Annotated in this window: 22 protein-coding genes and 1 other RNA gene; 10 read left to right on the forward strand and 13 right to left on the reverse strand. The window is 26.9% G+C overall.

The window, feature by feature from the left end:
* Positions 1–4 precede the first annotated feature (4 nt).
* A complete protein-coding gene (locus APAC_RS06445) occupies positions 5–874 on the reverse strand; it encodes a DnaJ C-terminal domain-containing protein (RefSeq protein WP_130233330.1) in 870 nt (289 codons plus the stop codon).
* Positions 875–1,006: 132 nt separating this feature from the next.
* On the opposite strand from APAC_RS06445, the gene APAC_RS06450 reads away from it, so the two are divergent.
* From APAC_RS06450 to APAC_RS06460, 3 genes are read left to right on the forward strand one after another with little or no spacing between them, the layout of a single operon-like run.
* On the forward strand, positions 1,007–1,333 hold the full coding sequence (locus tag APAC_RS06450) for a hypothetical protein (protein WP_130233331.1): 327 nt from the start codon (positions 1,007–1,009) through the stop codon (positions 1,331–1,333).
* On the forward strand, positions 1,326–2,498 hold the full coding sequence (locus tag APAC_RS06455; RefSeq protein ID WP_130233332.1) for an FAD-dependent oxidoreductase: 1,173 nt from the start codon (positions 1,326–1,328) through the stop codon (positions 2,496–2,498). The genes APAC_RS06450 and APAC_RS06455 overlap by 8 nt, the downstream gene beginning before the upstream one ends.
* Positions 2,499–2,508: 10 nt before the next feature.
* Positions 2,509–3,081 carry a hypothetical protein gene (locus APAC_RS06460; RefSeq protein WP_130233333.1) on the forward strand — a complete coding sequence of 191 codons (573 nt, stop codon included), beginning with the start codon at positions 2,509–2,511 and terminating at the stop codon, positions 3,079–3,081.
* Positions 3,082–3,092: 11 nt separating this feature from the next.
* Here the strand turns inward: APAC_RS06460 and APAC_RS06465 are convergent, their stop codons facing one another.
* The 3 genes from APAC_RS06465 to mltG form a co-directional block, all read right to left on the reverse strand.
* Entirely contained in the window at positions 3,093–3,371 is a 279-nt protein-coding gene (locus APAC_RS06465; protein WP_130233334.1) for a heavy-metal-associated domain-containing protein, read from the reverse strand.
* Positions 3,372–3,486: 115 nt separating this feature from the next.
* Positions 3,487–5,679, reverse strand: coding sequence for an NADP-dependent isocitrate dehydrogenase (locus APAC_RS06470; RefSeq protein ID WP_130233335.1), 2,193 nt, complete (start codon positions 5,677–5,679; stop codon positions 3,487–3,489).
* 120 nt (positions 5,680–5,799) lie between these two features.
* Positions 5,800–6,930, reverse strand: a complete 1,131-nt coding sequence (gene mltG / locus APAC_RS06475) for an endolytic transglycosylase MltG (protein WP_130233336.1) — start codon at positions 6,928–6,930, stop codon at positions 5,800–5,802.
* Between mltG and APAC_RS06480 the strand changes: the two genes are divergently transcribed.
* The gene (locus tag APAC_RS06480; RefSeq protein WP_228255965.1) at positions 6,842–9,784 is read left to right on the forward strand and encodes a YhdP family protein; all 2,943 of its coding nucleotides are present in this window, start codon (positions 6,842–6,844) and stop codon (positions 9,782–9,784) included. The genes mltG and APAC_RS06480 overlap by 89 nt on opposite strands.
* Before the next feature lie 10 nt (positions 9,785–9,794).
* On the opposite strand, the gene APAC_RS06485 is transcribed toward APAC_RS06480, so the two are convergent.
* Both APAC_RS06485 and secA read right to left on the reverse strand, forming a co-directional pair.
* A complete protein-coding gene (locus APAC_RS06485; RefSeq protein ID WP_130233338.1) occupies positions 9,795–11,000 on the reverse strand; it encodes an ABC transporter permease in 1,206 nt (401 codons plus the stop codon).
* 1 nt (position 11,001) lies between these two features.
* The gene (gene secA / locus APAC_RS06490; protein WP_130233339.1) at positions 11,002–13,620 is read right to left on the reverse strand and encodes a preprotein translocase subunit SecA; all 2,619 of its coding nucleotides are present in this window, start codon (positions 13,618–13,620) and stop codon (positions 11,002–11,004) included.
* Positions 13,621–13,677: 57 nt separating this feature from the next.
* On the opposite strand from secA, the gene lolA reads away from it, so the two are divergent.
* Positions 13,678–14,205 carry a LolA-like outer membrane lipoprotein chaperone gene (gene lolA / locus APAC_RS06495; protein ID WP_130233340.1) on the forward strand — a complete coding sequence of 176 codons (528 nt, stop codon included), beginning with the start codon at positions 13,678–13,680 and terminating at the stop codon, positions 14,203–14,205.
* Here the strand turns inward: lolA and APAC_RS06500 are convergent.
* Complete coding sequence (locus tag APAC_RS06500; RefSeq protein ID WP_337584623.1) at positions 14,184–15,257, reverse strand: putative bifunctional diguanylate cyclase/phosphodiesterase; 1,074 nt, start codon at positions 15,255–15,257, stop codon at positions 14,184–14,186. The two genes, lolA and APAC_RS06500, sit on opposite strands and share 22 nt — an antisense overlap.
* Positions 15,258–15,291: 34 nt before the next feature.
* Here APAC_RS06500 and APAC_RS06505 point away from each other — a divergent pair, with 34 nt between their 5' ends.
* Complete coding sequence (locus APAC_RS06505; protein WP_044416656.1) at positions 15,292–15,588, forward strand: transposase; 297 nt, start codon at positions 15,292–15,294, stop codon at positions 15,586–15,588.
* A complete protein-coding gene (locus APAC_RS06510; protein WP_233750439.1) occupies positions 15,585–16,466 on the forward strand; it encodes an IS3 family transposase in 882 nt (293 codons plus the stop codon). The genes APAC_RS06505 and APAC_RS06510 overlap by 4 nt, the downstream gene beginning before the upstream one ends.
* A gap of 28 nt (positions 16,467–16,494) precedes the next feature.
* Here APAC_RS06510 and APAC_RS06515 read toward each other — a convergent pair whose 3' ends face one another.
* From APAC_RS06515 to APAC_RS06530, 4 genes are all read right to left on the reverse strand, one after another.
* Positions 16,495–17,043, reverse strand: coding sequence for a GGDEF domain-containing protein (locus tag APAC_RS06515; RefSeq protein ID WP_130233342.1), 549 nt, complete (start codon positions 17,041–17,043; stop codon positions 16,495–16,497).
* A complete protein-coding gene (locus APAC_RS06520; protein WP_130232179.1) occupies positions 17,031–18,395 on the reverse strand; it encodes an IS4 family transposase in 1,365 nt (454 codons plus the stop codon). Before APAC_RS06520 ends, APAC_RS06515 begins: the two co-directional genes overlap by 13 nt.
* A gap of 174 nt (positions 18,396–18,569) precedes the next feature.
* The gene (locus tag APAC_RS06525; RefSeq protein ID WP_130233343.1) at positions 18,570–19,025 is read right to left on the reverse strand and encodes a hypothetical protein; all 456 of its coding nucleotides are present in this window, start codon (positions 19,023–19,025) and stop codon (positions 18,570–18,572) included.
* Entirely contained in the window at positions 19,022–19,903 is an 882-nt protein-coding gene (locus tag APAC_RS06530; RefSeq protein ID WP_130233344.1) for a type 2 periplasmic-binding domain-containing protein, read from the reverse strand. The genes APAC_RS06525 and APAC_RS06530 overlap by 4 nt, the downstream gene beginning before the upstream one ends.
* A 134-nt stretch (positions 19,904–20,037) precedes the next feature.
* On the opposite strand from APAC_RS06530, the gene rnpB reads away from it, so the two are divergent.
* The 3 genes from rnpB (at position 20,038) to APAC_RS06545 (ending at position 23,146) form a co-directional block, all read left to right on the forward strand.
* Positions 20,038–20,362: RNase P RNA component class A (gene rnpB / locus APAC_RS06535), an RNA gene on the forward strand.
* A gap of 151 nt (positions 20,363–20,513) precedes the next feature.
* Positions 20,514–20,900: a PAS domain-containing protein gene (locus APAC_RS06540; RefSeq protein ID WP_130233345.1), complete on the forward strand. Its 387-nt coding sequence runs from the start codon at positions 20,514–20,516 to the stop codon at positions 20,898–20,900.
* Positions 20,901–20,911: 11 nt separating this feature from the next.
* Positions 20,912–23,146, forward strand: a complete 2,235-nt coding sequence (locus tag APAC_RS06545; RefSeq protein ID WP_130233346.1) for a methyl-accepting chemotaxis protein — start codon at positions 20,912–20,914, stop codon at positions 23,144–23,146.
* Positions 23,147–23,158: 12 nt separating this feature from the next.
* Here APAC_RS06545 and APAC_RS06550 read toward each other — a convergent pair whose 3' ends face one another.
* Positions 23,159–24,199, reverse strand: a complete 1,041-nt coding sequence (locus tag APAC_RS06550) for an AI-2E family transporter (RefSeq protein ID WP_130233347.1) — start codon at positions 24,197–24,199, stop codon at positions 23,159–23,161.
* Positions 24,200–24,210: 11 nt separating this feature from the next.
* Positions 24,211–25,980 carry an ABC transporter ATP-binding protein gene (locus APAC_RS06555; protein ID WP_130233348.1) on the reverse strand — a complete coding sequence of 590 codons (1,770 nt, stop codon included), beginning with the start codon at positions 25,978–25,980 and terminating at the stop codon, positions 24,211–24,213.
* Between the last annotated feature and the right edge of the window lie 53 nt (positions 25,981–26,033).

Below are 26,033 nucleotides of genomic sequence, written 5' to 3' on the forward strand. Positions count from 1 at the left end.
CTTTTTAATTTTCAGGTAATTTCTCTTCAAGAATTTTTACAAGATCTTCATCTAAATTTTCAACTTTAGGTAAAACTATATTTACTTTTAAATATAAGTCACCTTTTACTCCAGCTTTTCTATTTAAAACTCCAAGCTCTTTTACTCTAAATTTTTGGTTTTGTTTTGTATTTTGTGGAATTTTTAAAGTAATATCTTTATGAATTGTATTAATTAAAATTTTACCACCAAACAGTGCTGTTTTTAAAGGTACATCAAAAGTTTTGATTAGTGTATCACCATCTAACTCATACTCAGGACTAGAAGAGACATTTATTTTGATAATTAAATCACCTCTTTGACCATTATATGATTTACCCTTTCCTTTTGCTCTAATTTTTTGACCATCTCTAATTCCTTCTGGAATTTTAATATCAAATGATTCATTATTTATATTAATATGTTGTTTACCACCTAATATTGCAGTTGTAAATGGAATTGTTATTTGAGCATTCATATCTAAGTCAGGTTCACTAAACCCTCCAAAACCTCCAAATCCACTTTGGTTGAAACCTCCTCCACCAAATCCGGCACCACCACCGAACATTTGTCTTAAAATTTCATCTAAGTCAACACCTTGTCCTTGACCTCTTGCAAAGTCGTGGAAATTTTGACCACCAAACATAGAATCACCAAATTGGTCATACTGTTGTTTTTTCTCTTTATCACTTAAAACTTCGTATGCAGCGTTTATCTCTTTAAATTTTTCTTCTGCATCTTTATCTTTATTTACATCTGGATGATATTTTCTAGCTAATTTTCTATAAGCTTTTTTAATTTCATCCATTGAAGCATTTTCATTTACTTCTAATGTTTCATATAAACTTTTTGCCATTTATTATTCCTACCTCAAATAATTTATTCAAATTTACAAATAAAATTATAGCACAAACTTGAGTCTAAGTCAATCAAGGTTAGTAATTTATCTAGCATTTAGTATAATACTTTAACAATAAATAGGATTTAAATGTTTAGTAAAGATGAATGGACTCAACAAGAGCTATATAAGTATGCAAAAGAGTTAGAAAAAGATAATGTTAAAGTGGTTTTAATTGATACAATTTTAAAACCATTAGATAATATTGATACTATCACATACAATCCTTATGAAATGATTAATTATCCAAAAGGTTCTGTTTTTGTATTTTATTGTGATACAGGTAAAACTACTAAAGAGAGATTAAACTTTTATAAAAATAAATTTCCAGAATATAAATGTATTAGTTTAAAAGGTGGCAGAGGCTATTGGAGACCAAACTATCAATTAAATGAAGAGATAGGTAAAAATGTATAAAAAAGAGTATGAAAATATAATTATAGGGGCTGGTATTGCAGGTTGTTCTTTAGCATATTTTTTAAATAACTACTCTAAAGAGACTCTTTTAATTGATAAAAATGAAGATGTAGCTTTTGGTGCAAGTGGAGCTGCTGGTGCTTTTTTATCTCCATTACTAGGTAAACCTAATAATTTCAAAGATTTAATTACAAACTCTTTACAGTTTTCTGTAGATTTTTATAGAAAAAACTTTAGTGAAGATATTACAAGTTGTGGAACTTGTAGAATTCCAAAAGATGAAAAAGATGATGAAAAGTTTCAATCATATAAACCTTATATGGATTTTGAGTATAAAGAGTTAGAAGATGGTTATTTTTTTGAAATAGGTAGTGTAGTAGATCCATATAATATTTGTAAAAAATTAACTAAAGATGTTGATAAGCTATTAAATTATGAAGTAATGAAAATAAAAAAAGAGAATAACTCTTGGATTATTAATGATGAATTAAAAACAAAGAATCTTTTTTTATGTACGGGTGCTGATATATCACTTATAGAAGAGAAGTATCTAAATATTCGTCCTGTTTGGGGGCAAAAGATTGATGTTTTAACTAATACTTCTACAAATATTAATTATCATAAAGAGTGCTCTTTATCTATTTCAAAAGTTTATGAAGATAAAAATATAGTTTCAATTGGAGCTACTCATAATAGATTTAATGAAGATATGAGTGATACTAGCTATAACTTAAAGTTAAAAAATATAAATAATATAAAACACAATGAAAAAACTTTAAAAATTATGAACAATGACTGTAACAAGTTATTAAAATTAGCAAATGATATTAAACCTTTAGGTGAAGTAAAAATAATTGATATTAAAATTGGAGCAAGGGCATCTAGTGCTGATTATTTTCCAATAGTTGGCAGATTGGTTGATTCTAAAAAATCTTTTGAAATGTTCCCTCATTTAATAAATGGCTCATTTATTAAAGATGATAAACTTCAAACAATTGATAATTTGTTTATTATTAATGGAGTAGGGGGAAGAGGTTTTGTTTTATCTCCTTATCTTGCAAATAATTTAGTAGAAAATTTATATAATGATAAAGAAATTGATTCAAATATAACTACGTTTCGACTTTTTAAAAGATGGGCAAAAAGAGTAAAGAATAACAATTGATGGAGATTAGATGAAGAACATATTAAAAATAGTATTTTTAGGAGTAGTTGGTTTTGGTTTGCTAGTATATTTTACTGCACCAAAGAATCCAAATCCAGTTAAGAAAAATTATTCTAAAGGTGATATTACTTTAGACTCATTTCCTAGATTTTTTGATGTAGTATCAAAAGGTGAATATACTAAATTTCAAGACTTATTTACTGGTGGAAAACAATATTTAGTTGTTTTAAATCATGATGGATTAGCAGTTTTTAAAGATTTACATAAATATACAAATAAAGATATTATTTTAGTTGCTAATATTGTTAATACACCTTGGTTAATTCAAAAGCTTGCAGTTGATGGAAAATTAGAAGAGTTATTTAAAGACTCAAAAATCCCACTTATAAACGATAGTAAAGGTCTAATTGCAAATATTTTAGATATAAAAGATAGAAATCAAAATAGTTATATTGTATATGAAATAAATGATAAAAACATAAATAAACTATTTACTTCTAAAGTAAAATTAAATGCTTTACAAGATGGAGTTACTCAAGAAGAGATAAAAAACTCTATTGAAGAGTTTTTAGAAAAGTTATAATGAACTCAAAATCATGAGTTCATTTTTCCTATAGCACAAGATACAAAACTTTTAGCTGTAGTTGTAGCTTTTTGAAGACCACTTAATTCATCTGTTGTTAATGGATAACCTAAACCTCTTAATTTAGTTTTTAAATCATCTAATTGATTTTCTTCTATATCTAATGTTATTTTTCTTGGAGTTACATTTAAATTAACTTCAACTTTACCAAAATCTTTTTCAAGTGATGTTATTAATGTATTTGCACATCCTCCACATTTTACATTTAATACCTCAAATGTTTGTTTCATGATATGAACCTTTTTATTTTATTATATTCTTTTTTTGTGTAAGAAGTGTTGAGAAATCTTAGGCATAAAAAAAGGCAAAGCCAAAGCCTTGCCTTTAAAAAATAATTGGTAAATATTATCCAATAATTGAGTTTAAAGTTGCTGATGGTCTCATAGCAGCTGATGTTTTAGCATCATCTGGTAAGTAGTAACCACCCATATCAACTGGTTTTCCATGATCAGCAACTAATTCTGCAACGATTTTATCTTCGTTTTCAGTCATAGCTTTTGCAATTGGAGCAAACTCTGCAGCTAAATCAGCATCAGTTGTTTGTGTAGCTAATTCTTGAGCCCAGTACATTGCTAAGTAGAAGTGCGAACCTCTATTATCAATAGAACCTAATTTTCTAGCTGGTGATTTATCATTTAATAGGAATGTTCCAGTAGCTTTATCTAAAGTATCAGCTAAAACTTGAGCTTTTTTGTTTCCTTGTGTATTTGCTAAGTGTTCAAATGAAGCAGCTAAAGCCATAAATTCACCTAAAGAATCCCATCTTAAGTAATCTTCTTCTTGGAATTGTTGTACGTGTTTAGGAGCTGAACCACCTGCACCTGTTTCAAATAATCCTCCACCTTTCATTAATGGAACGATTGATAACATTTTAGCACTTGTTCCAAGCTCTAAGATTGGGAATAAGTCAGTGTTGTAATCTCTTAATACGTTACCAGTTACAGAAATAGTATCTAAGCCAGCTCTCATTCTCTCTAATGATTTTTTAGTAGCATCAACAGGAGACATAATAGAAATATCTAAACCAGTAGTATCGTGCTCTGGTAGGTATTTGTTAACTTTTTTAATCATCTCAGCGTCATGTGCTCTGTTTTCATCTAACCAGAAGATTGCAGGAGTATTTGATAATCTAGCTCTAGTAACTGCTAATTTAATCCAATCTTGGATTGGTGCGTCTTTAGCTTGACACATTCTGAAGATATCACCTTCACCAGCATCAAATGTAAATACAGCTTCACCAGCACTATTAGAAACAACAAATTGTCCATCTTCTTTAGCTTGGAAAGTTTTATCGTGAGATCCATATTCTTCAGCTTTTTTAGCCATTAAACCAACATTTGGAACTGTTCCCATAGTTGTTGGGTCTAATTTACCATTTTCTTTACAATCTTCAATAACTGCTTGGAAAGATCTTGCATAACATCTATCAGGAATAACTGCTAAAGTATCTTCTTCTTTATCATCAGCATTCCACATTTTACCACCACCTCTAATCATAGCAGGCATAGAAGCATCAATAATAACATCAGATGGTACGTGTAAGTTAGTAATTCCTTTTGTAGAGTTTACCATTGCAAGTCTTGGTTGTTCTGCATAAACTGCATCAATATCAGCTAAGATTTCAGCTTTTTTGTCTGCATCAATAGAATCTAATTTAGAGTATAAGTCACCTAAACCATTGTTGAAGTTTACACCCATTTCATCAAATAATTGACCATGTTTAGCAATTAAATCTTTGAAGTATACTTTAACAGCAAATCCAAACATAATTGGATCAGAAACTTTCATCATAGTAGCTTTTAAGTGAAGTGATAATAATACATCTCTTTTTTTAGCTTCATCAATTGCATCTTGGTAGAACTCTTGTAAAGATTTAGCACTCATACAAGTAGCATCAACAATTTCACCAGCTTCTAATGGTAAAGAATCTTTTAATACAGTTTCCTCTCCTGCTTTATTAACAAAAGAGATTTTGAAGTTATCTTCTTTATCTAAAGTAGTAGATAATTCTGCACCATAGAAATCATTTTCAGTCATGTGAGCAACATCAGTTTTAGAATCTTTTGTCCACTCTCCCATTCTGTGAGGGTTATTTTTTGCGTAATTTTTAACAGCACCTGGTGCTCTTCTATCTGAGTTACCTTCTCTTAGTACTGGGTTAACTGCAGATCCTAAGATTTTTGCATATCTTGCAGAAATTTCTTCAGATTCATCATAGTTAGGTACATTGTAACCTTTTGATTGTAATTCTGCAATTGCTGCTTTTAATTGTGGAATTGAAGCAGAAATATTAGGTAATTTAACAATGTTTGCATTTGGGTCTTGAGTCATTTCCCCAAGTTCTGCTAATGCATCACCAATTTTTTGGTCTTCTGTTAAGTTCTCTGGGAAGTTTGCTAAGATTCTTCCTGCTAATGAGATATCTTTTTGTACCATTTCAATTCCAGAACTTTTTGTAAAAGCTTGGATAATTGGTAAGAACGAATACGTTGCTAAAGCTGGAGCTTCATCAACTTTTGTGTAAACAATTTTTGACATGTTATTTCCTAAGTTTTGATTTAAAGATAGAGTATGTTATCTAGTTTTGATTTTAAGCTTGATGAAAAAGGGGGTGTTTTTTTATTGTGAAATTTTGTTGTTTCAAAATTTCACAGTAGTTTAATTGATACTTTTGAATAAATCTTTGATACTAGCTGGTTTTTGCTCTGAAACATCTGTTTTCATAATTTTTTTTGCTTCAATATCAATATCATTTTCTTCTTTTTTCTCTTTTGTGTAGTTTTTAGGAACACCTCTATTGGCATTAATATTATTCACATGAGTGTTATAATTAGTTGAAAATTTATGAAGACCTGTTTTATTATCTCTTACAAAATATAGGTATTTACTTTTTACTGGAAAAATTGCTGCTTTAATAGCATTTAAGCTAACTGCACAAACAGGGTTCTCAGGTAAACCTTTGAATTTATAAGTATTATAAGAGCTAGTGTCTTCATCTATTCTTTGAGCTGTAACTCTTTGATTAGAATATTTACCATAGTTTAAAGTACCATCCATTTGAAGTTTCATACCCTTTCTTAATCTATTATGCACTACACTTGAAACTATTGGCATCTCATCTTCATTTGCAGCTTCTTTTTGAATAACTGAAGCTAGACTTAAATAATAATACCACTTCTTCTTATCATAATAACCAAAGATTTTTTTAGAAAACTCTTCATATCTTTTATTTGATTGAGAAAATAGATAAAATAGCATATGATCTTCATTCATACCATATGGTAAAGAGTATGTATCAGCTAATATATTTCCATCTGCTTTATAAGCATATTTTTCATAAATTTTATTTAGTTTTTCTTCTGATAAATTAAACTCTTTTGCTAATTTTTTTAAAAATATGTATGATGTTTCACCTGGTATTAAAGTAACTGTTTTTAGGGCAGCTTTTGAAGTTGTAAGTTTATACAAAAAGTCCATTTTTGTAAGCTCATTCTCATCTATATTTATCCAACCACTTTGAATATATCCTAGACCTCTTAAAACAATATTATCAACAATATTCATTTCATAGCCGTTTTTATTCAAGTAAGATATGATATTATTAGTACTACCTTTAGGAATAAACAATACTTTTGTAGTGTTTACAGTCATGGTAATATAAAACAGTATAACAATACTACAAACAAGGACAAACTCTATAATGTCGAAGATAAATAAACTTCTAATAGGTTTCTTTCTTTTTGTTACAATCTCTTCAATTTCATTATATTCATTGTTGTTAGCAGGCATAAAAATTAACTCTTTCTCTTTTGGTGATTTTTCAGTTTCGCAATTTTATATAAAATTGAATAAAAAGCTTATTGTAAATATTGAAAAAATAACTTATACTTCAAAAAAATCACAAACAATTAACTCTTTTGAGGATATAAAGAAGGATATTGAACTTTTACCAAAAGCATTAAAAATATTTGAAAGAATAAATATCGAAAGATTTTTAATAGATGGAAATGAATTTACTATTCAGTTAAATGATGAAATGGTTTACTTAGATAATAAATTTGTAAATATATCTTCAAAAATTGATATTGTTTCAAATCAAGTAGTTTTAGATTTATATTCAATTTATCTAAAAGATATAAACCTTTTATTATTAGGTAAGGTTAAAATTGATTATTTTAATGAAAAAGTCAATTATTTTGGTAAGTACAAAAAAGATGATATAACAGGAAATCTTAAAATTGACGCAACAAAAAGTTTAATGAATTTTTATTTAGATAGTGAATCTTTCAAAAGTTTAAAATTTATAAAAGATTATATAGATTTAGATAAAGATGCAGAAGCATGGATGTATGACAATGTTAAAGGAGATATCACTTTAAAAGAGTTTTATGGAAGTTATGATTTAAAAAACAATAAAGTTTTAATGAAAACTCTTAATGGTAAAGCTTCAATTTCTAATGCAAAAATTAGTTTTCATAAAGATGTAGAAGCATTAGATGTGAAACAAGTTGATATAAATTATGATAATGATGAGCTCTCTTTTAATTTAATTGAACCAAAATATAAAAAAACAGCTATGGATGGAAGTAATGTAATTATTCATAATCTAACTAGTCTAAACAAAGGTGAAGTTGAAATTAATATTAAAGCTAAAACTACACTAAACAAAGATATCCATCAAATTTTAAAAGCTTTCAAATTAAATATTCCAATAACTCAAAAAAGTGGAATAACGAATGCAAATTTAAAATTAATAGTTCCATATCTAAGTTCAAAAAAAATGATTACAAAAGGTGAATTTGAAATAAAAAATGCATTAATTGCCATAAATGATTTTGAATTTACTTCAAAAGAAGGAAAAATATTAGTTGATAATAATATTGTTAACATAAAAAACACAGGTTTTAAGTATCAAAAAATGATAGATGCTATTGTTAATTTGAAATTAAATACTAAAACTTTACAAGCCAATGGTAATGCAAAAATTAAGTCATTGTATATATCAAGTGAAGATGAGATATTAAATATAAAAAATATAGAAACTCCTCTAAAGCTTGATTTTAATAATACAGTTTCAGTAAAACTTGATAAGTTAAAAACGAATGTCTTAGTAAAAGATTTAGTTTATATAAACATAGATGATTTATCACTGCTTTATCCTTATTCAAAATTATTAAAAGATAATTCATTAAAAGGTGGAGCTTTAAATTTAAGTATAAAAGATGAAAATAACTTAACTTTTAAAGGTAAGGTATCAGGGTTAAACTATCCAATCTCTAATGACTCAAAATCTATTACATCTTTATCATTAAATGGATTTATAAAAAATGGGGATTTTGAAATATCTTCAAGTGATAATTTAATAAAAATTGAAAAATCAAAGAATCAAACAATCAAAATCAAATTAAAGAATATTGATATTAATTTGAAAGATGAAGGTTCATCTTCTTTAAATGAGTTTCCAAAAATTGATATAGATTTAGAAAATTCAAACTTAATTTTAAAAGATGATACATATAGTTTAAAAAATGCAAAAGTTAAATTAAATCCTAAAATAATATATTTTGATGCAAGTGTAAAAAATCTTGACTTACCTTTGAAAAAAGATGGGAAGTTAGTTGAAGAATTAGAGCTAAAAGGTAGTTATACTAAAGAGAAAACAGAAATTTATACATATAACAATGATTTAAATTTGATTTTAAAAGATGATGATATTTCTGTTGATTTAAATGGTTATGATATTTTATATAATACTGATTTAAATGAAGGAACTAATAGTTACAAAAATTTTAATTTAACTGCAAAGAAATCAAGAATCATAATGAATGATAAATATAAATTTTTATCAGATGCCTTAGAAATAAGATTAAGAGAAAAATCTAAGTTTTTACATCTTCAATATAAACAAAGTGATATAACATTTAAAGAAAATAGTGAAAATGGTATTGATATTTTTGCTAGTGATGTTAAAAGTGAATTTATAAATGCAATTTTTGATAAAAAAATATTAAATGATGGTAATTATATGCTTTTAGCAAAAGGAGATATAAATAATCTTGATGGAAAAGTAATTATAGAAAATAGTAAGGTAGAAGATTTAGCTATTTTAAATAATTTATTATTGTTTATTCACACTAGTCCAGCTTTAATTAATCCTTTACTAGCAGTTCCTTCTGTTGTAGGAATGGCTACTAATGGTGGGTTTAATCTAAGTGGGTATAAAATAATAAATGGCAATATAGAGTTTAACTACAGTAAAGAAAAAGAGAATTTAAAGATTAAAAAACTTGTAACAGTTGGAAATGGAATTGATTTTGATGGACAAGGTGATATTGATTTATCAAAAATGACTTTACAATCAAAAATAAAAATGATTTTCTTAAAAGATTATTCAAAAATTGTTGGCGCAATACCAATAGTTAACTATGTACTACTAGGTGATAATAATAGAGTTGAAACGCAAGTTGATGTTTTTGGACCTTTAAATAATCCTAAAATATCTACAAATTTAACAAAAGATACATTTAGTGTACCTGTTAATATTGCAAAAAGACTGCTTCAAAGTCCAGCAAAATTATTAGATTTTTTGAATGGTCAAGATAATATTGATAATCAAGAACCAATAAATAAGCCCAAAGAGTAGGGCTTATTTATTATTCATTTCTTAAAACATCAATAACATCAATTTTTGTTGCTTTTTTAGCTGGATAGTATGAAGATACTACAACTATAATAATAGCTCCAATTACAATTGATATAAAATCACTTAATGCTAAGTCAAGGGGTAATTTAGCAGTACCATAAACATCAGCAGGAAGAGATACAATCTCAAATGTGTCTAATAACCAATATCCAAAGAATCCAAGTGCAATACCTGTTAGAATCCCAGAAAAACCAATTATTGTTCCAACTCTTAAAAATATTGATTTAATCTCTTTTGTAGTAGCACCCATTGATAAAAGTAGGGCTATTTCTTTTCTTCTACTCATAACAGTCATAAGAAGTGATGAGATAATATTTAAAGATGCAACTAAAATAATTAACATTAATACTATAAATAGGGCAGTTTTTTCCATTTTCATTGCAGCAAAGAAGTTACCATTTTGTTGCCACCAGCCAATAACTGCTGCATCAAAATCTTTTAAACTCACTTTTAATTTTTCTATATCTTTAAAAGCATCATCTGAGTAAACATGTATTCCATCATAAGTTCCTACAGGTTTTTTTAGAAGTGTTTGTAAAGCCTCTAATGAAGTATACATATATGCTTTATCATAGGCATTTAGTCCTGAAGTAAAAGAGTTTTTATATGTAAATCTTTTCATTTTAGGCATCATTGAAAAACCAGTTGGGTTTAGTTCCGTAAAATATAAAGTTGCCTTCATCCCACTATTTAAGTATAGTTTATCAGATATTCCAGCACCAGTGATAATATCATATTTGTTTAATTCTTGCTCTTTTATAGCTTGGGCATAAATTGAGTTTATTTGGGCTTCTTTTTGTGAGTCTACACCAAAAATCATACCCCCACTCATAGCATCACCACTTTGAACTATTGCTTGAGATGAAATAAAAGGAGAAAATTTTAAATCTTTATATTCGTTTTGAAGTTTAGCTAAAAGCTCTTCATTTAAACTATTTTGGAATTTTGGATAGATTGTTAATGGATAGTTCATAGTAAAAAGTTTTTTCTCAAACTCTTTAGCAGTACCATTCATAATAGACATAGATAAAATAAGTACCATAACCCCTATACTTACCCCTAAAAATGCTAAAATAGCACTAATAGAGATAAAAGGATTTTTTTTATCAAACCTAAGATATTTTTTTACAATAAAATTTACTAATTTTTTATTCAAATTAGTTTCCTACTGCTAAACCTCTTTTAGGTCCACTTTTTCCACAACATTGTTTATATTTTTTTCCACTTCCACAAGGACAAGGATCGTTTCTTGCTATTTTTTTATCACTTGACATTACTGCTTCTTTATCAACATTTGTTACACTGTTTTCAGTTGAACTTTCCATTTCTTCTTTCATTTTTTCTAAGGCTTCTTGCTCTTTTGCTGCATCTTCTTGACTTTGAAGTTGGATTGTAAATAAAACTTTAATAATTTCATGTTTAATATTAGTAATAAACTCTATGAACATGTTATATGACTCTTTTTTATACTCAACAAGTGGGTCTTTTTGATTATAACCTCTAAGTCCAATACCAGCTTTTAAAGTGTCCATTGCATATAAGTGGTCTCTCCAAGCTTTATCTAAAATTTGTAAATAAAGAATTCTTTCAATTTCACTTTTTTGATCTGGTGCTGCTACACTCATTTTTTGTTCATATACTTCTTTTATGATATTAAATAGTTTTGTTTCTAACTCTTCATATGTTTCACTTTGAATATCTTCTTGAGTAACTACTAAATGTAACTCTTCTTGAAGTTTAGCTCTAACATAATCAAAGTTGAAGTCTTCACTTGGCATACCATTGATAATTTCTGCATTTGCAAGTAAGTTAGCAATATATTCATTTCTATTTTCATCTAACTTTGAAGTAATGTCATAATCAGGTTTTAATAGATCATTTCTGAAGTTATAAACTACTTTTCTTTGTTCATTTGCAACATCATCATATTCAAGTAAATGTTTTCTTGACTCAAAGTGCATAGCTTCAACTTTTTTCTGTGCATTTTCAACTGCTCTAGTAACCATTTTAGATTCGATATGTTCACCTTCTTCAATACCTAATCTCTCCATGATTCCTTTGATTTTATCACTTCCAAAGATTCTTAAAAGATTATCTTCTAATGATAGATAAAATTGAGACTCACCAACATCACCTTGTCTTCCAGCACGTCCTCTTAATTGGTTATCAATTCTTCTTGATTCGTGTCTTTCAGTTCCTATAATTGCTAATCCACCAAGATCTAAAATTTCTTGAGTTAATTTAATATCAACTCCCCGTCCTGCCATATTAGTAGCAATTGTTACAGCACCTTTTTGTCCAGCATCAGCAATAATTTTACCCTCTTTTTCATGTTGTTTTGCATTTAAAACTGTGTGTGGGATTTTCTTTTCACTTAATATTTTATGTAATTTTTCAGATTTTTCAATAGAAGCAGTACCAACAAGAACTGGTTGACCTTTTTCATGAAGTTCTTTAATTCTATCACAAACAGCGTTGAATTTTTCTCTTTCACTTTTGAAGATTAAGTCATTTTTGTCATTTCTTTTGATAGGAACATTTGTAGGAATTGATACAACATCAAGTTTATAAATTTCTGCAAACTCTGTTGCTTCAGTTTGGGCAGTTCCTGTCATACCTGCAAGTTTGTCATACATTCTAAAGTAATTTTGGAAAGTGATATCTGCTAGTGTTTGTGATTCATCTTGAATTTGTACACCTTCTTTTGCTTCAAGCGCTTGGTGAAGTCCTTCACTAAATCTTCTTCCTTCGCTTAATCTTCCTGTAAATTCATCAACAATAATAATCTCATTGTCTTTTACAACATAATCAACATCTTTTTCAAAGATATAGTTTGCTTTAAGTGCTTGATCAAGTGAGTGAGAAAGCATTGCATTTTCTATAGAGTATAGATTATCTACACCAAATAGTTTTTCTGCATTTTCATGCCCTTGTTCTGTTAATATTACAGATTTATTTTTTTCATCAACAACAAAATCACCTGTTGTTTTAGGTTTTTCATCAGCTCTTTTTGGTTCAATTAATTCACCTCTTTCTAATTGCATTGCAATTTGATGAGCGGCAATATAATTTGAATTTTTGTGATTTGTTGGTCCAGAGATAATTAAAGGAGTTCTTGCTTCATCAATTAAAATTGAGTCAACTTCATCAACTATTACAAAATTATGGCCCCTTTGAACTTTTTCATTGATATCATAATTCATATTATCTCTTAAATAATCAAATCCAAATTCATTATTTGTTCCATAAGTTATATCAGCTGCATATTGAGCTCTTCTTTGTTCATCATCTCTTAATCCACCAACAATTGCGCCAACACTGTATCCAAGGAAATTGTATAAAGGTTCTAATTCAGCTGCATCCCTTGATGCTAAGTAATCATTTACTGTTACAACATGAACACCTTTACCTGAAAGTGCATTTAATGAAACTGCAAGAGATCCAACTAAAGTTTTTCCTTCCCCTGTTTTCATTTCTGCAATTCGACCTTCATTTAAAACCATTGCACCAATTAATTGGACATCATAAGGCCTCATATTTAAAGCTCTTTTTGCTGCTTCTCTTGTTATTGCAAATGAGTCATTTAAAACTTCATCTAATGATTTTCCTTCATTTTGTACAAGCTCTTTTAGTGTATTGAATTCACTTTTTAATTCTTCATCTGATAATTTTTCATATTTGCTCTCAAGTGAGTTTATAACTTGAGCTCTTTTTAGATATTTCTTTACTTCTCTGTCATTTTTCGTACCAAAAATCTTTGAAAAAACATTTAACATAAAATAATTTCCTTTTTGTTATAATCGCTTAGATTATATAGAAAAAAAGGTTAAAGAATGTTTTATAAATTATTGTTTATATTTCTAGCAATTTTTAGTAGTTTAAATGCAATAGAAGATATTAAAAACTTAAGAAGTTTCAAAGCAGACTTTTCACAAGTAATTGACTCTTCAAATGGAAATGAAATTAATTACACAGGAGAAGTATATATAAAAGATGATGGGAAAATTCTATGGAAATATAAAACGCCTATTATTAAAAATGTATATATTTTAAAAGATTATGCAATTGTAGATGAACCAGAACTTGAGCAAGCAATCATTACAAACTTAGAGAGTGAAATAAATATTATTGAATTATTAAATAAATCAAATAAAATTGATGAAAAAACTTATGTTTCAAAAATTGAAGATGTTGATTATTTAATAGGTTTAGAAAATAACAAAATTCATACTATAAAGTATAAAGATAAGTTAGATAATAAAGTTATAATAACTTTTAATGATAGTATTGAAAACACTAATCTAAGTGAAGAAATTTTTAAATTCTCTGCACCAGATTATTACGATATTATTCGAAAATAAAGCTCTTCTAAATCTTTAGCCTTTAAAGGTTTAGAGAAGTAATATCCTTGATACTGATCACAAGATATTTTCTTGAGATATTCTAGTTGTGCTTCTTCTTCAATTCCTTCAGCAATAACTCTCATATTTAAAGCTTGTGCCATTTTAACAATTGTTTCTAAGAAAATCGAACCCTCTTTTGTACTGTAATCATCTACAAATGTTTTATCTATTTTTAGATTATTTATAGGGAATTTTTTAAGATAAGATAAAGAAGAATAACCAGTACCAAAATCATCTAAAGATATACTTATATTTTTTTCTAATAGTTTTTCTAAGTTTTCATTTGTAAACTCTCTATTTTCTAAAAACATATATTCAGTTATTTCTAAATCAATTTTAGAATAATTAATTTCATAATAGTCAATTTTTTTTATTAGTTCTTTTGCAAAGTTTTTTTGACTAATTTGTTTAGCTGAGATATTTATAGACATAACTAAATCTATTCCATTTTTTTTCCATAATATATATTGATTCAATGCTTCATCTACAATCCAATCGCCTAATTGTAAAATGAAATTATTCTCTTCAGCTAAGGGGATAAATTTATTTGGTGGAACTAATCCATTTTTTGAATTCCATCTAATTAATGCTTCAACGCCACAAATTTTTGAATTTTTTATAGAAACCTTTGGTTGATAATATAGTTCATACTCATTATCTTTTAATGCCTCTGTCATATCTTTAGTTAATGAAATAATATCTTGCACTTTTTTATTTAATTTTTCTGTAAAGAAGTGATATTGATTTCTTCCTAGTTTTTTAGCTTCATACATTGCAATATCAGCATTTTTCATTAATTGAATTGAAGTTTTTCCATCTTTTGGATAAATTGCAATTCCCGTACTACAATTTATAGAAATCGGATTATTATGAACTAGCCATGGTGTTGAAATATATTTATGAACTCTTGAAATTATAGATATTAATTCAGAATAATTTTTATAATCTCTAATAATTATTACAAACTCATTGGAGTGGTAACATAAATTCAGACAAAGAATTTTAGAGATTCTGCGTTAAAATAAAAAATGAATAAGGGTTACCATGAGAAAATATAGTCAAGAGTTTAAAGACTCAACAGTACAATTAATTATTAACAATAATGAAAATGTAAAAGATATAGCAAAAGATTTAGATTTAAATCCAAAAACATTATATGCATGGGTTACTGCATATAAAAAAGAACATAATATTCCAATGAGGAATATTGAAATAAAAAGTACACTCAAAGAGAGTGAAGCTGAAGAGCTTAAACGCTTACGTAAAGAGAATAAGATTTTAAAGCAAGAAAGGGATATATTAAAAAAAGCAACAGCATACTTCGCAAAAGAAACTCTATAAAGTATGCCTGGATACAAAAACATACAAAGAGTTTCAATATCAATAAAATGTGTAAAATTCTAAAAGTAAATAGAGCTTCATATTATCATTGGGTAAAAGCTGGTTGTATTGTAAAAAAAGTAGATATTCAACTTAATGAACTTGTAAAATCTATATTTGTTTTTGGTAGAAATAATTATGGCAGTAGAAGAATTCAAGATAAACTAAAAGAACTCTATGGGCTTATTGTATCAAGAAGACGTATTTCTACTATTATGAAAGATTTGAATCTAAAAGTGAATATTAAAAGAAGATATAAAAATACTACAGATTCAAATCATAATCTACCAATAGCACCAAATATTTTAAATAGAGATTTTTATGCTTCAAATCCTAATGAGAAATATGTTGGTGATATTACTTATATTCCTACTGGAGAGGGATGGTTGTATCTTGCAACTGTAATTGATTTATATTCAAGAAAAGTTGTTGGATGGTCTATTGATGATAGTATGAAAGTATCACTTGTAAATGATGCTTTAGATATGGCAATTAAACATAGAAATCCACCTAAAGGACTTATTTGGCATACAGATCGAGGAAGTCAATATGCTTCTTATAGTCATAAAGATTTATTGCAAAAATATGGAATAATTCAAAGTATGAGTAGGAAAGGAAATTGTTGGGATAATGCAGTAGCAGAGAGTTTTTTTAAATCATTAAAAAATGAGTTAATTTATCAGAAATATTTCTATACTAAAAAACAAGCAAAACAAGAGATTTTTGAGTATATTGAGTTTTATTATAATAGAACAAGATCACATAGTTATCTTGGAAATTTATCACCTGTTAGATTTGAAGAAATCAATTTGATGTTACAAAATGAAATAGCTGCATAGAATTATAAAAAAAGTGTCTTATTTTAAGTTACCACTCCACATCTCCTCCAACTCTTGCAATAAAATCAGTGGGTCTTATTATATTTTTAATTTTATCTGAAATAGTTTTTAGCAGTTCATCCCCAACATTATGTCCTAAAGAATCATTAACTTCTTTAAAGTGATCAATATCAATAAACAAATATGCAAACTCTTCTTTTGAACGTTTTGCAATAGGAATATTTCTATCTAGGAATTCATCTAATGAATTCCTATTTGCTAAGCCACTTAAAGAATCAGTTCTTGCCATGTGATATAAAGTCTCTTTTTCTTCTTCAAGTCTTGTAAAACTATCAACCATAGAGTGTCTAATTGCTTCTAGTTCTTTGATTTTAAAAGCTTTTGGAATAAAACTATGATAATAAGCATATTGTCTTAGTTTCTCAAGAGGAGAAGAGATATAAGTTTTTAAAAAATATAATTTAATTAATAATGCAATAGTAATAAACAGTACAAAGTTAATTAAAAAGTTAATTAAAATTTCTTCAAAATGTGTATTGATTTCTTTTTTTTCTAATAAATAACTTAACTTTCGCACCTAAAACCAAGCAATTTTCCAGTCACATCTCTTAATAGATCAATGATAGCTGTAAAATCCTCATTTCTATTGACAACTTCTTCAATTTTTGCAATCTCATCTAAAATAGCTAAAAATGCTTGCATAGCTATTGCTAGAGTATGAAGTTCACATTCTAAATCTTTAAACAATCCACCAATTGTTTTAGGTTCATTGCTGATACGATTTATATAGCTAACAACATTGTATGTAAAAAAAGATAGTGTAATTCTGGCTATCAAAGCTTCATAGATTCGATTCTCTTCTTTTCCGAATCCAAAGTGTTCACGAAGTTCTTTATACCCTTGTTCTATATCCCATCGTCTTTTATAAATATCTATAATCTCTTCATCACTAAGTATAAGATTGGTTGATACGATTGGTATTAAATTCTCTTTTGTTTTTATAAAAACAATTTTTAATTTACCAGCTTTTTTATGTTCAACTATGGTTGAAAAATACTCAAACTTTATCTTTTTGCCATATTGACCCATCTTGATAGATTTAAGCTTTTTAAATTTGTTATAGATGCCATCAAGGGTCTTTTTCTCTCCTGTAAAATTCCATATCCTGTCATTGTTTACCATTCTTGAAATGACTTGCAATCCAAGTTCATTCATAGTTTCTATAAATACAGGTTTAGAATACCAGCTATCTACAAGCAGATAATCTGCATATATACCACTAGCTACTGCTCTTTTAATCATCTCTATAGCAATTTGTGATTTCCCTTTTAAGCTTTCCAATCTTCGCTTATGTGCATTGGTTCGATGATCAATAATATTTGTAAACTCTTCTATCTTTACCCTTGCATAACTGTTCATAGCAATTGCAAAGTCCAACATAAAATTTGAATAACCATCACTATAGTTTAGTGATACAACATTTACACCTCTGATTTTTCTCTTTGCTTTATTGCTCCAAAGGTTGTCACAACTTCCCTCTATATTTTTACCAACTTTATCTTCAACAGTATCATCAAGTATAAGAACTCTTACTAGCTTTGAATCTTGCACTTTATGAAGTAGTGATAAGATCTTTAAAGAACTAAGAGATAATAGTTTTCTCCAATTATAAGAAGTATTGGAAAGTAATCGATAATATACATCTTTTTTGAAACTATCATTACTTTGATCCATAAAGGTTGATATTTTTTTATTCATAACCAGCATATATACAAAATGTAATACAACCATATGAACAGCAACTCCCTCTTTTTTAGAAAAATTGCTCTTGGTTAAAATAGTTTTCATATTTAACAAACGTAATGTTTCATAGATTGGATTTTTTAACTTATCGTTTATAATACCGATGATCTTGGATTCTATCTGCATTCTTACCCTTTAATATAATAGATATTATAGCTAAAAGTGCCTATTTAAGGGCTTTATTGAGAGTTCAAAATAGAAAAATATCATAGAAAAACAACTAAATTATTTTTATGTCAACAAGGATAAGATTATTAACTAAAGGAGTAATGTTTTAGGGAGATTTAGCTACAATTTTAATCAATTTAACGTGCGAAAGTTAAGTAAATAAATTAATAGTAAGTTATTAGGTTTATTATTTTCAAAAAATCTAATATTTGTGGACAAATAGTCTATATTTTTTATTTTTTCATAATATGAATCATATTTTATCTTTTTTGATGTATCTATTTTATTAGTATAAGCTATAGTTGATACTAAAAGTTTGTTATCATTAAAAATTAAAATACCTTTTAAAAAGTCATCATTTGCTACCAATCTTTCAAATAAAGCCCTCTTTTTTAAAAGTTCATCTTTGTTAGTAAGTGTTTTTGATAGATTATATGATAGTTCTTTAATACTAGTATTTAAATTTTTGTAGATTACTTCTGCTCTTTTTTCCTCTTGTTGAAAAAAAGAATAGCTAAAAATAGAAAAAGTATAAGCTAAAAAGGTGAAAATATATATAAAGAAAAAATTTTGAATATTTAATTTCATTTTAAAATATCTCTAACTGGAAAATTTTGATAGTTTAATTTATCTATATAAACTTGCTCAATTTTTTTATTAATCCAAACAATTTTTTCAACAGTTGATAAGAATTCATCATAGGTCATATTTAGGTTATGTGTTTTTACCGTTTCAAAATATTCTTTAGGATTTTCCTGTAAGTTTTCTATTGCTTTATCTATCAATATTTTTAATTTTTGAAATTTTTTTTCATTTTCAGTGTAAACCTCTTTTGAAACAAAAAGTGCATCAACAATTAAAAGTCTTAATTTATCTGCCGTTGAGGCTATAATATTAATGCCATTCTCTTCTAAAACTTTATAATATGGTGAGTAAGTAACAATTAGAGTTGGTTCCTTTAGATTCTTTTTTTTAAGAGTTGAAATATATTGTTGGTCTTTATTTATGTAGTTGATTTTTAAGTTTTTTAAATTATTAGTCACTAAAAAATCTTCTAAAAGGATAGAGTTTACTGAATCAATTTCTAAATAAACATCTAGTTTTGAACTATTCTTTAATTCCTCTATTGTTAAATTAGACATTATCATATCTCCACCATTTGAACGGTTTAAAAGTATTAAGGGAATTAGTGAGTTCTGGCTTTTTTTTGCTAAATTATATTCATATTGAGTTCCAACAAATGCATCGCTATTTCCTGCTTCATATAAATATAAGTTTTCAGTTAGTGAAGATACTTGTAATATTTTAATATTTAAGTCGTCTAACCATTTTTTCTCTTTTGCATAAATTAAGGGTGTATAACCAATCCAATTTGATATTGAAATTTTTAATTTTTTTTCTTCTTTGTATGTACATGAGCTAAAGAAGATTATGATTAAAAATGGTATTAATATCTTTTTTAACAAATAAGCCTTTTAAAAATAATGGCTAATTATACAAGTAAAATGATTATAAATCTATAAAATAACTATTTGATGTTCTTATAAAGTATCTAACTAAAAAGTTTTTGTTTCTAAAGCAAAATATAGATAAAATACCACAGGTAAACCTGACAATAGCTTGTTTTAACAAGAGGAAAGTCCGGGCTGCAGTGAAGCAGAGTTCCATTTAAAGAATGGCTAGGGTAACCTAAGGGATAGTGCAACAGAGAGTAAACAGCCAATTTTTTGGTGATGGTGAAACGGTGAGGTAAGAGCTCACCAGACTTTTGAGTAATCTTAAGTGCTTTGTAAACCCAACTCGCAGCAAGAAGACCTGGTATTAAGCTTCACACTTTTGGTCTTTGCAAGATTAGCTAAGTAATTTGCTAACTAGATAAATTATTGTCACAATAACAGAACTCGGCTTATGGGTTTACCTCTTCAGTACTATTTTCTATACAGTTTCATAATCCAATACTTCTTTTTTTGAATTTTAAATAAAGTTTCAATGTTATATAATCGTTATTATTCAATGCTTCATTGTTACTATAGTAATTTAGAAGGTTATTAATATTTGCTTTATAAGGAGAAAATTATGAATTCAGATGAATTAGTATTAGATAGAAATTCATTTTTATTATCTGAAACAGATGAAAAAGGTATTATTAAATATGCTAATGAAGAGTTTTGTGAATATGCAGAGTATAAACTAGAAGAGTTAATAGGAAAGCCTCATAATTTAGTTAGACATCCAGATATGCCAAAAGCTGCATTTGAAGATTTATGGAACACTGTAAAAAGTGGTAAACCATGGAAAGGTTTTGTTAAGAATAGAACAAAAAGTGGAAAATACTATTGGGTTTTTGCTACAGTTTTTCCTTTTACTTCTTGTGATGGAAGCAAGGGATATATCTCTTGTAGAAGAATGGCTTCAAAAAAAGAGATTGAAAAATACGAAGCAATATATAAAACAATGAAGTAAGGGGTTTTGAGATGTTATATTTAAAAAGATTATCTATAAAAAATAAAATTAAGCTTCTAAGTTTTATACCATTGATAGGTTTATTTATTTTAGGTGCTTTATATTTATCTTATACACACAGTAAAATAAGTTCTTTAGAAAGTGTAAAAGAGTTAATAGTTATTGATTCTAAAATATCATTATTACTTCATGAAACACAAAAAGAAAGAGGTGCAAGTGCTGGATATTTAGGTAGTAAAGGTAATAAGTTTAAAGATATATTGGAAAATCAAAGAGATTTAACTAACAATAGATTAGAAGAGCTAAAAAAATATCTAAATTTAATGGATAAGTCACTTCTTATTTATGGATTAAATGAAAAAATAATTTATGTTTTAGATGAATTTAAAAAATTAGATTCTTTAAGAAATTCAATTGATGATTTAAGTGTATCTGCCTCAAAAGCGATTAGTTATTATACAAATATAAATAAAAACTTATTAGATTTTATTGCAATTACATCTAAAAATGGATTTGATGAGCATATTATTACTGATTTAACAGGATATTATAATTTTTTAATGGCAAAGGAAAGAGCAGGTATTGAAAGAGCAGTTGGTTCGAATACTTTTGCACAAAAAACATTTGGTAAAGGAATGTATCAAAAATTTTTAATTTTAGTTAATCAACAAGAGATGTATTTAAATGACTTCTTTATTTATGGTTCTGAATATGCTGATTTTGTTAATGAAAAGTTAAATGCTCCAATTATCGAAGAAGTTCAAAAAATGAGAGATTTATTATTAGCCCATGGTGCTAATAATAGTATAGAGTTAAATATAGATTCTACTTATTGGTTTTCTTCTATAACAAAAAAAATTAATGTTTTAAAAGAGATTGATGATTATTTATCAAGTAATATTTTAAAAGAGATTGATGAAGAAATTTCATCTGAAAACAACTTTTTCTCAACAATTTTACTTATTATGATTATTTCTTTATTTGTTATTATTTATCTATTAAATTTATTTATTGGAAGTATAAATAGAGGAATAGACAAAATTTCAAAAGGTATTGAACAGTTTATGGATTATTTAAATAAAGAAATAAATGAAATAAACTATATTGAGTTAAATACAAAAGGTGAATTAGGCGATTTAGCAAAACTTGTTAATAAAAATATTGATAGAATCAATGGTGCTTTAGAAAAAGATTTACTTTGTGTTGGTGAAGCAACTATTACACTTGATAAAGTTGAAAAAGGTTACTATGGATGTAGAGTAAAATCACAAGCTGAAAATCCACAAGTTCAAGTTTTAGCTCAAACAATTAATAGAATGTTAGATAATCAACAAAAAGTTATAAATGGTATTTTAACTACATTAAAAGATTATACAAACTACAACTATATGAATAGTATTCAACTTGATAGTCCTATTTATGGTGAATCAAAACAGATGGTTGATGGAATTAATGCTTTAGGTGAAGCTATTACTTCTATGCTTATTGAAAATAAATCAAATGGACAAACTTTGCAAGAGAGTTCATCTTCTTTATTAAAAAATGTTGATGAGTTAAATAAAGCTTCAAATGATGCAGCAGCAAGATTAGAAGAGACTTCGGCAGCTGTTGAAGAAATAGCAAGTAATGTAAATGCTAATACTCAAAACGTATCTAAAATGGCTAGTTATGCAAATGAGTTAAATCAAGCAGCTTCAACAGGTCAAGGTTTAGCAAATGAAACTGTTAGTTCTATGGATGATATAAATACACAAGTAAGTGCAATAAATGAAGCAATTACAGTAATTGATCAAATAGCATTCCAAACAAATATTTTATCACTAAATGCAGCAGTTGAAGCAGCAACTGCAGGTGAAGCAGGAAAAGGTTTTGCTGTTGTTGCTCAAGAGGTTAGAAATCTAGCAGCAAGAAGTGCAGAAGCTGCAAATGAGATTAAATCATTAGTTGAAAGTGCAAATGAAAAGTCTAATCAAGGTAAAAATATAGCTTCACAGATGATTGAAGGTTATAACAAACTAAATGAAAATATTAATAATACTTTATCATTAATTAATGAAGTAGATAATGCTTCAAAAGAGCAAAAAATCGGAATTGAGCAGATTAGTGATGCAATAAGTTCTTTAGATAAACAAACACAAATAAACGCAAGTATTGCAAGTGAAGCAAACCAAGTAGCTGTAAGTACATCAAAATTAGCAGATGATGTTGTAAATGCTGTTAATCAAAAAGAGTTTAAAGGTAAATAAAAGAAAAGAAGTTTAGCTTCTTTTCTTCTCTTGTTTCTTTGCTAAATTAGACATCATAATTCCAATCCATTTTGTTTCACTATTTGAATCAAAGGCAATTTTTAAAGTCATAGTTATAGGAACTGCTAAAAACATTCCAACTATTCCTAAAATCCATCCCCATAATATTAGTGAGAAAAAGATTACTAAAGGTGATAATCCTAGCTCTTTTCCCATAAGTTTAGGTTCTAAAATATTACTAATAGAGATATTTATAATTACATATAAAACTGTAATATATATAGTTGAGTTTATATCTAAATTCATTAGTGCTAAAACTATTGCAGGAACTGATGCTATGATAGACCCAACTACTGGCACAAAATTAAATAGTGCTGCAATTACACCCCATAATATTGGATAATCAACATTAAAGTACATTAGAATTAAAGTAATTATAAAACCAGTTAAAAAACTTGTAAAAGTTTTAACTAAAAAGTATTTTTGGATATTTTTAGAAAATAGATTTACATGTTGTAGTTTTTGTGCATTATTTTGAAAAATGATTTTTAATTTTGTTTGAATTGATTTTGCTTCTGCAAGTATAAAAGCAACCCCAATAATTACTAATACAAATTTAGATAAAAATGTTCCAATACTACCAATAATATTAGTTGTAAATCCTACAAAAGAACTAAAATTAAGAGCTTGAAGTATCTCATCTTTATTAACTTTATATCCTGTTTGTTCAATATATATAATACTATCTACAATAAGTTCATTGATTCTAGTTTCATAACTTGGAAGATTTTCTATAAAATCTTTTAGAGATATATTTATAACATATGCTAAAAGCAAACTTAGAAGAATTAAAATAGATAAGGAAACTATATATGCAAAAAATATTGGAATATTCTTATTTTTTAAAAAAGTAAGTAATGAAGATAAAATTGAAGCTATAAATATGGCTAAAAATAATATTACTAAAATCTCACTAGCTATTTTTAATCCAGCAATTATTACTATAGACGTAGCTAGAAAAAAGAAATATCTAATTAAGTTGTTGTCATTCAAATATAAATCCTTTAAATCAATTGTTTTTTTACAAATTCTAAATAATGTCCTTCTTGTTCTTCAAGCTCTTTATGAGTTCCTTTTTGAACAAGTTTACCATCATTTAGTACATATATTATATTAGCATTTTTTACTGTACTTAATCTATGAGCTATAGTAATTACTGTTTTGTTCTTTAAAAAATCTTCTAGGTCATTAAATAATTTTGCTTCCGTGTGAACATCTAAAGCTGAAGTTGACTCATCAAAGATTACAACTTTAGGATTATTTATTACCATTCTAGCAATAGATAATCTTTGTCTTTGTCCACCACTTAATCTAATACCATGCTTACCTACAATTGTATCTAAACCATCAGACATTTTTAAAACTACATCTTTTAGTTGAGCTATTTTTAAAGCCTCAAAAATTTTCTCATCACTAATTTCTTTACCCATAGTTATATTAAATCTAAGTGTATTATTAAATAATATAGGCATTTGTAAAACTAAAAAAATATTTTCTCTAATAGAGTGCTTATCTAATTTATCAATTTCTATACTATTATATGTAATATTACCACTATCTTTTTCATAAAAACCTGATATAAGTTGTGCTAGTGTAGTTTTTCCACTTCCACTTGCACCAATTAACGCAACTTTTTCCTTAGCTTTTATTTCTAAACTTATATTATCAATAACTTTTTTCTCTTGATTATATGAAAAAGATAGATTTTCTATTTTTATTATTAATTCATCATTTTTATTTGGTATTTGAAGATGTGAATTTTTTTCCACTTTTAAATCTAAAATTTTATTTATTCTCTCAATTGCTGCATTTGCACTTGCCCATGAGTACTGAATTGTTAATATATCTTGAACAGGAGACATAATAAACCAAATATAGCCAAACATTGCAAACATCATACCAATAGTTAAATCACTATATGCAACTAAAACTAAACCCGTAGCTCTAAATATTTCAAATGTAATTAGAAATATTGTAAAAGAAAATCTCTCATAGGCTACACTTTTGTAGTTGAACTCATTTGATGTATCTTTTATAGTATTTGCTTTTTGTTTAGATTGCTCAAAAAAGAACTTTTCTTTATTACTTGCTTTTATTTGACCAAAAAGCTCTAATGTTTCACTAATATTATTTTGAAACCCCTCAATTGCATTATTCTCTTTTTTCTTCAAAACACCAGTTTTCTTTGATATTTTTTTTGAAAGAATCATAATAATTGGTTGAATAAATAAAATCATAAAACCCAATATTGGGTCAATAGCTATAATTACAACAGCAACTGCAATTAAAGTTAAAACTGAAGATACAAATTTACTAGCAATTGATACTATAAAGTTATCTAATGTATTTACATCTGTGATTAAATTAGCTGCAATTGAACCTGAACCTAGACTTTCATATTCATTCATATTAACTTGTTCTAAATGATTTAGTAATTTTATTCTTATTTTATAAGTTACATATTTAGAAATTCTAGTAAATATTTTAGTAATAATAACTCCGACTGCAAAGTAAAGAATTCTTAAAAATACAACGATGAAGGTAACAATAGCAATATAGTAAAAGGCGGTTCCAGAACTAAAGAAGTCATTAATATTGTTTACAAAAAAACCAGGTTTATTTAGTAATACCTCATCAACTAGCATTGGCAATAGTAGGGGAATTGGTACACTAATTAATATAGCAATAATCGTAATTATTTGCCCCCAAAAAAGGGCTTTTTTATTGTGTAGTAATAGCTTAAATATATATTTAGCAGAGATTTTATCTTCCATAACACTCTTTTAATTTTTTACATACTTTTACTATAAAATATGTAAATAAACTA

The sequence above is a fragment of the Malaciobacter pacificus genome (genome assembly GCF_004214795.1).
Taxonomy (GTDB): domain Bacteria; phylum Campylobacterota; class Campylobacteria; order Campylobacterales; family Arcobacteraceae; genus Malaciobacter_A; species Malaciobacter_A pacificus.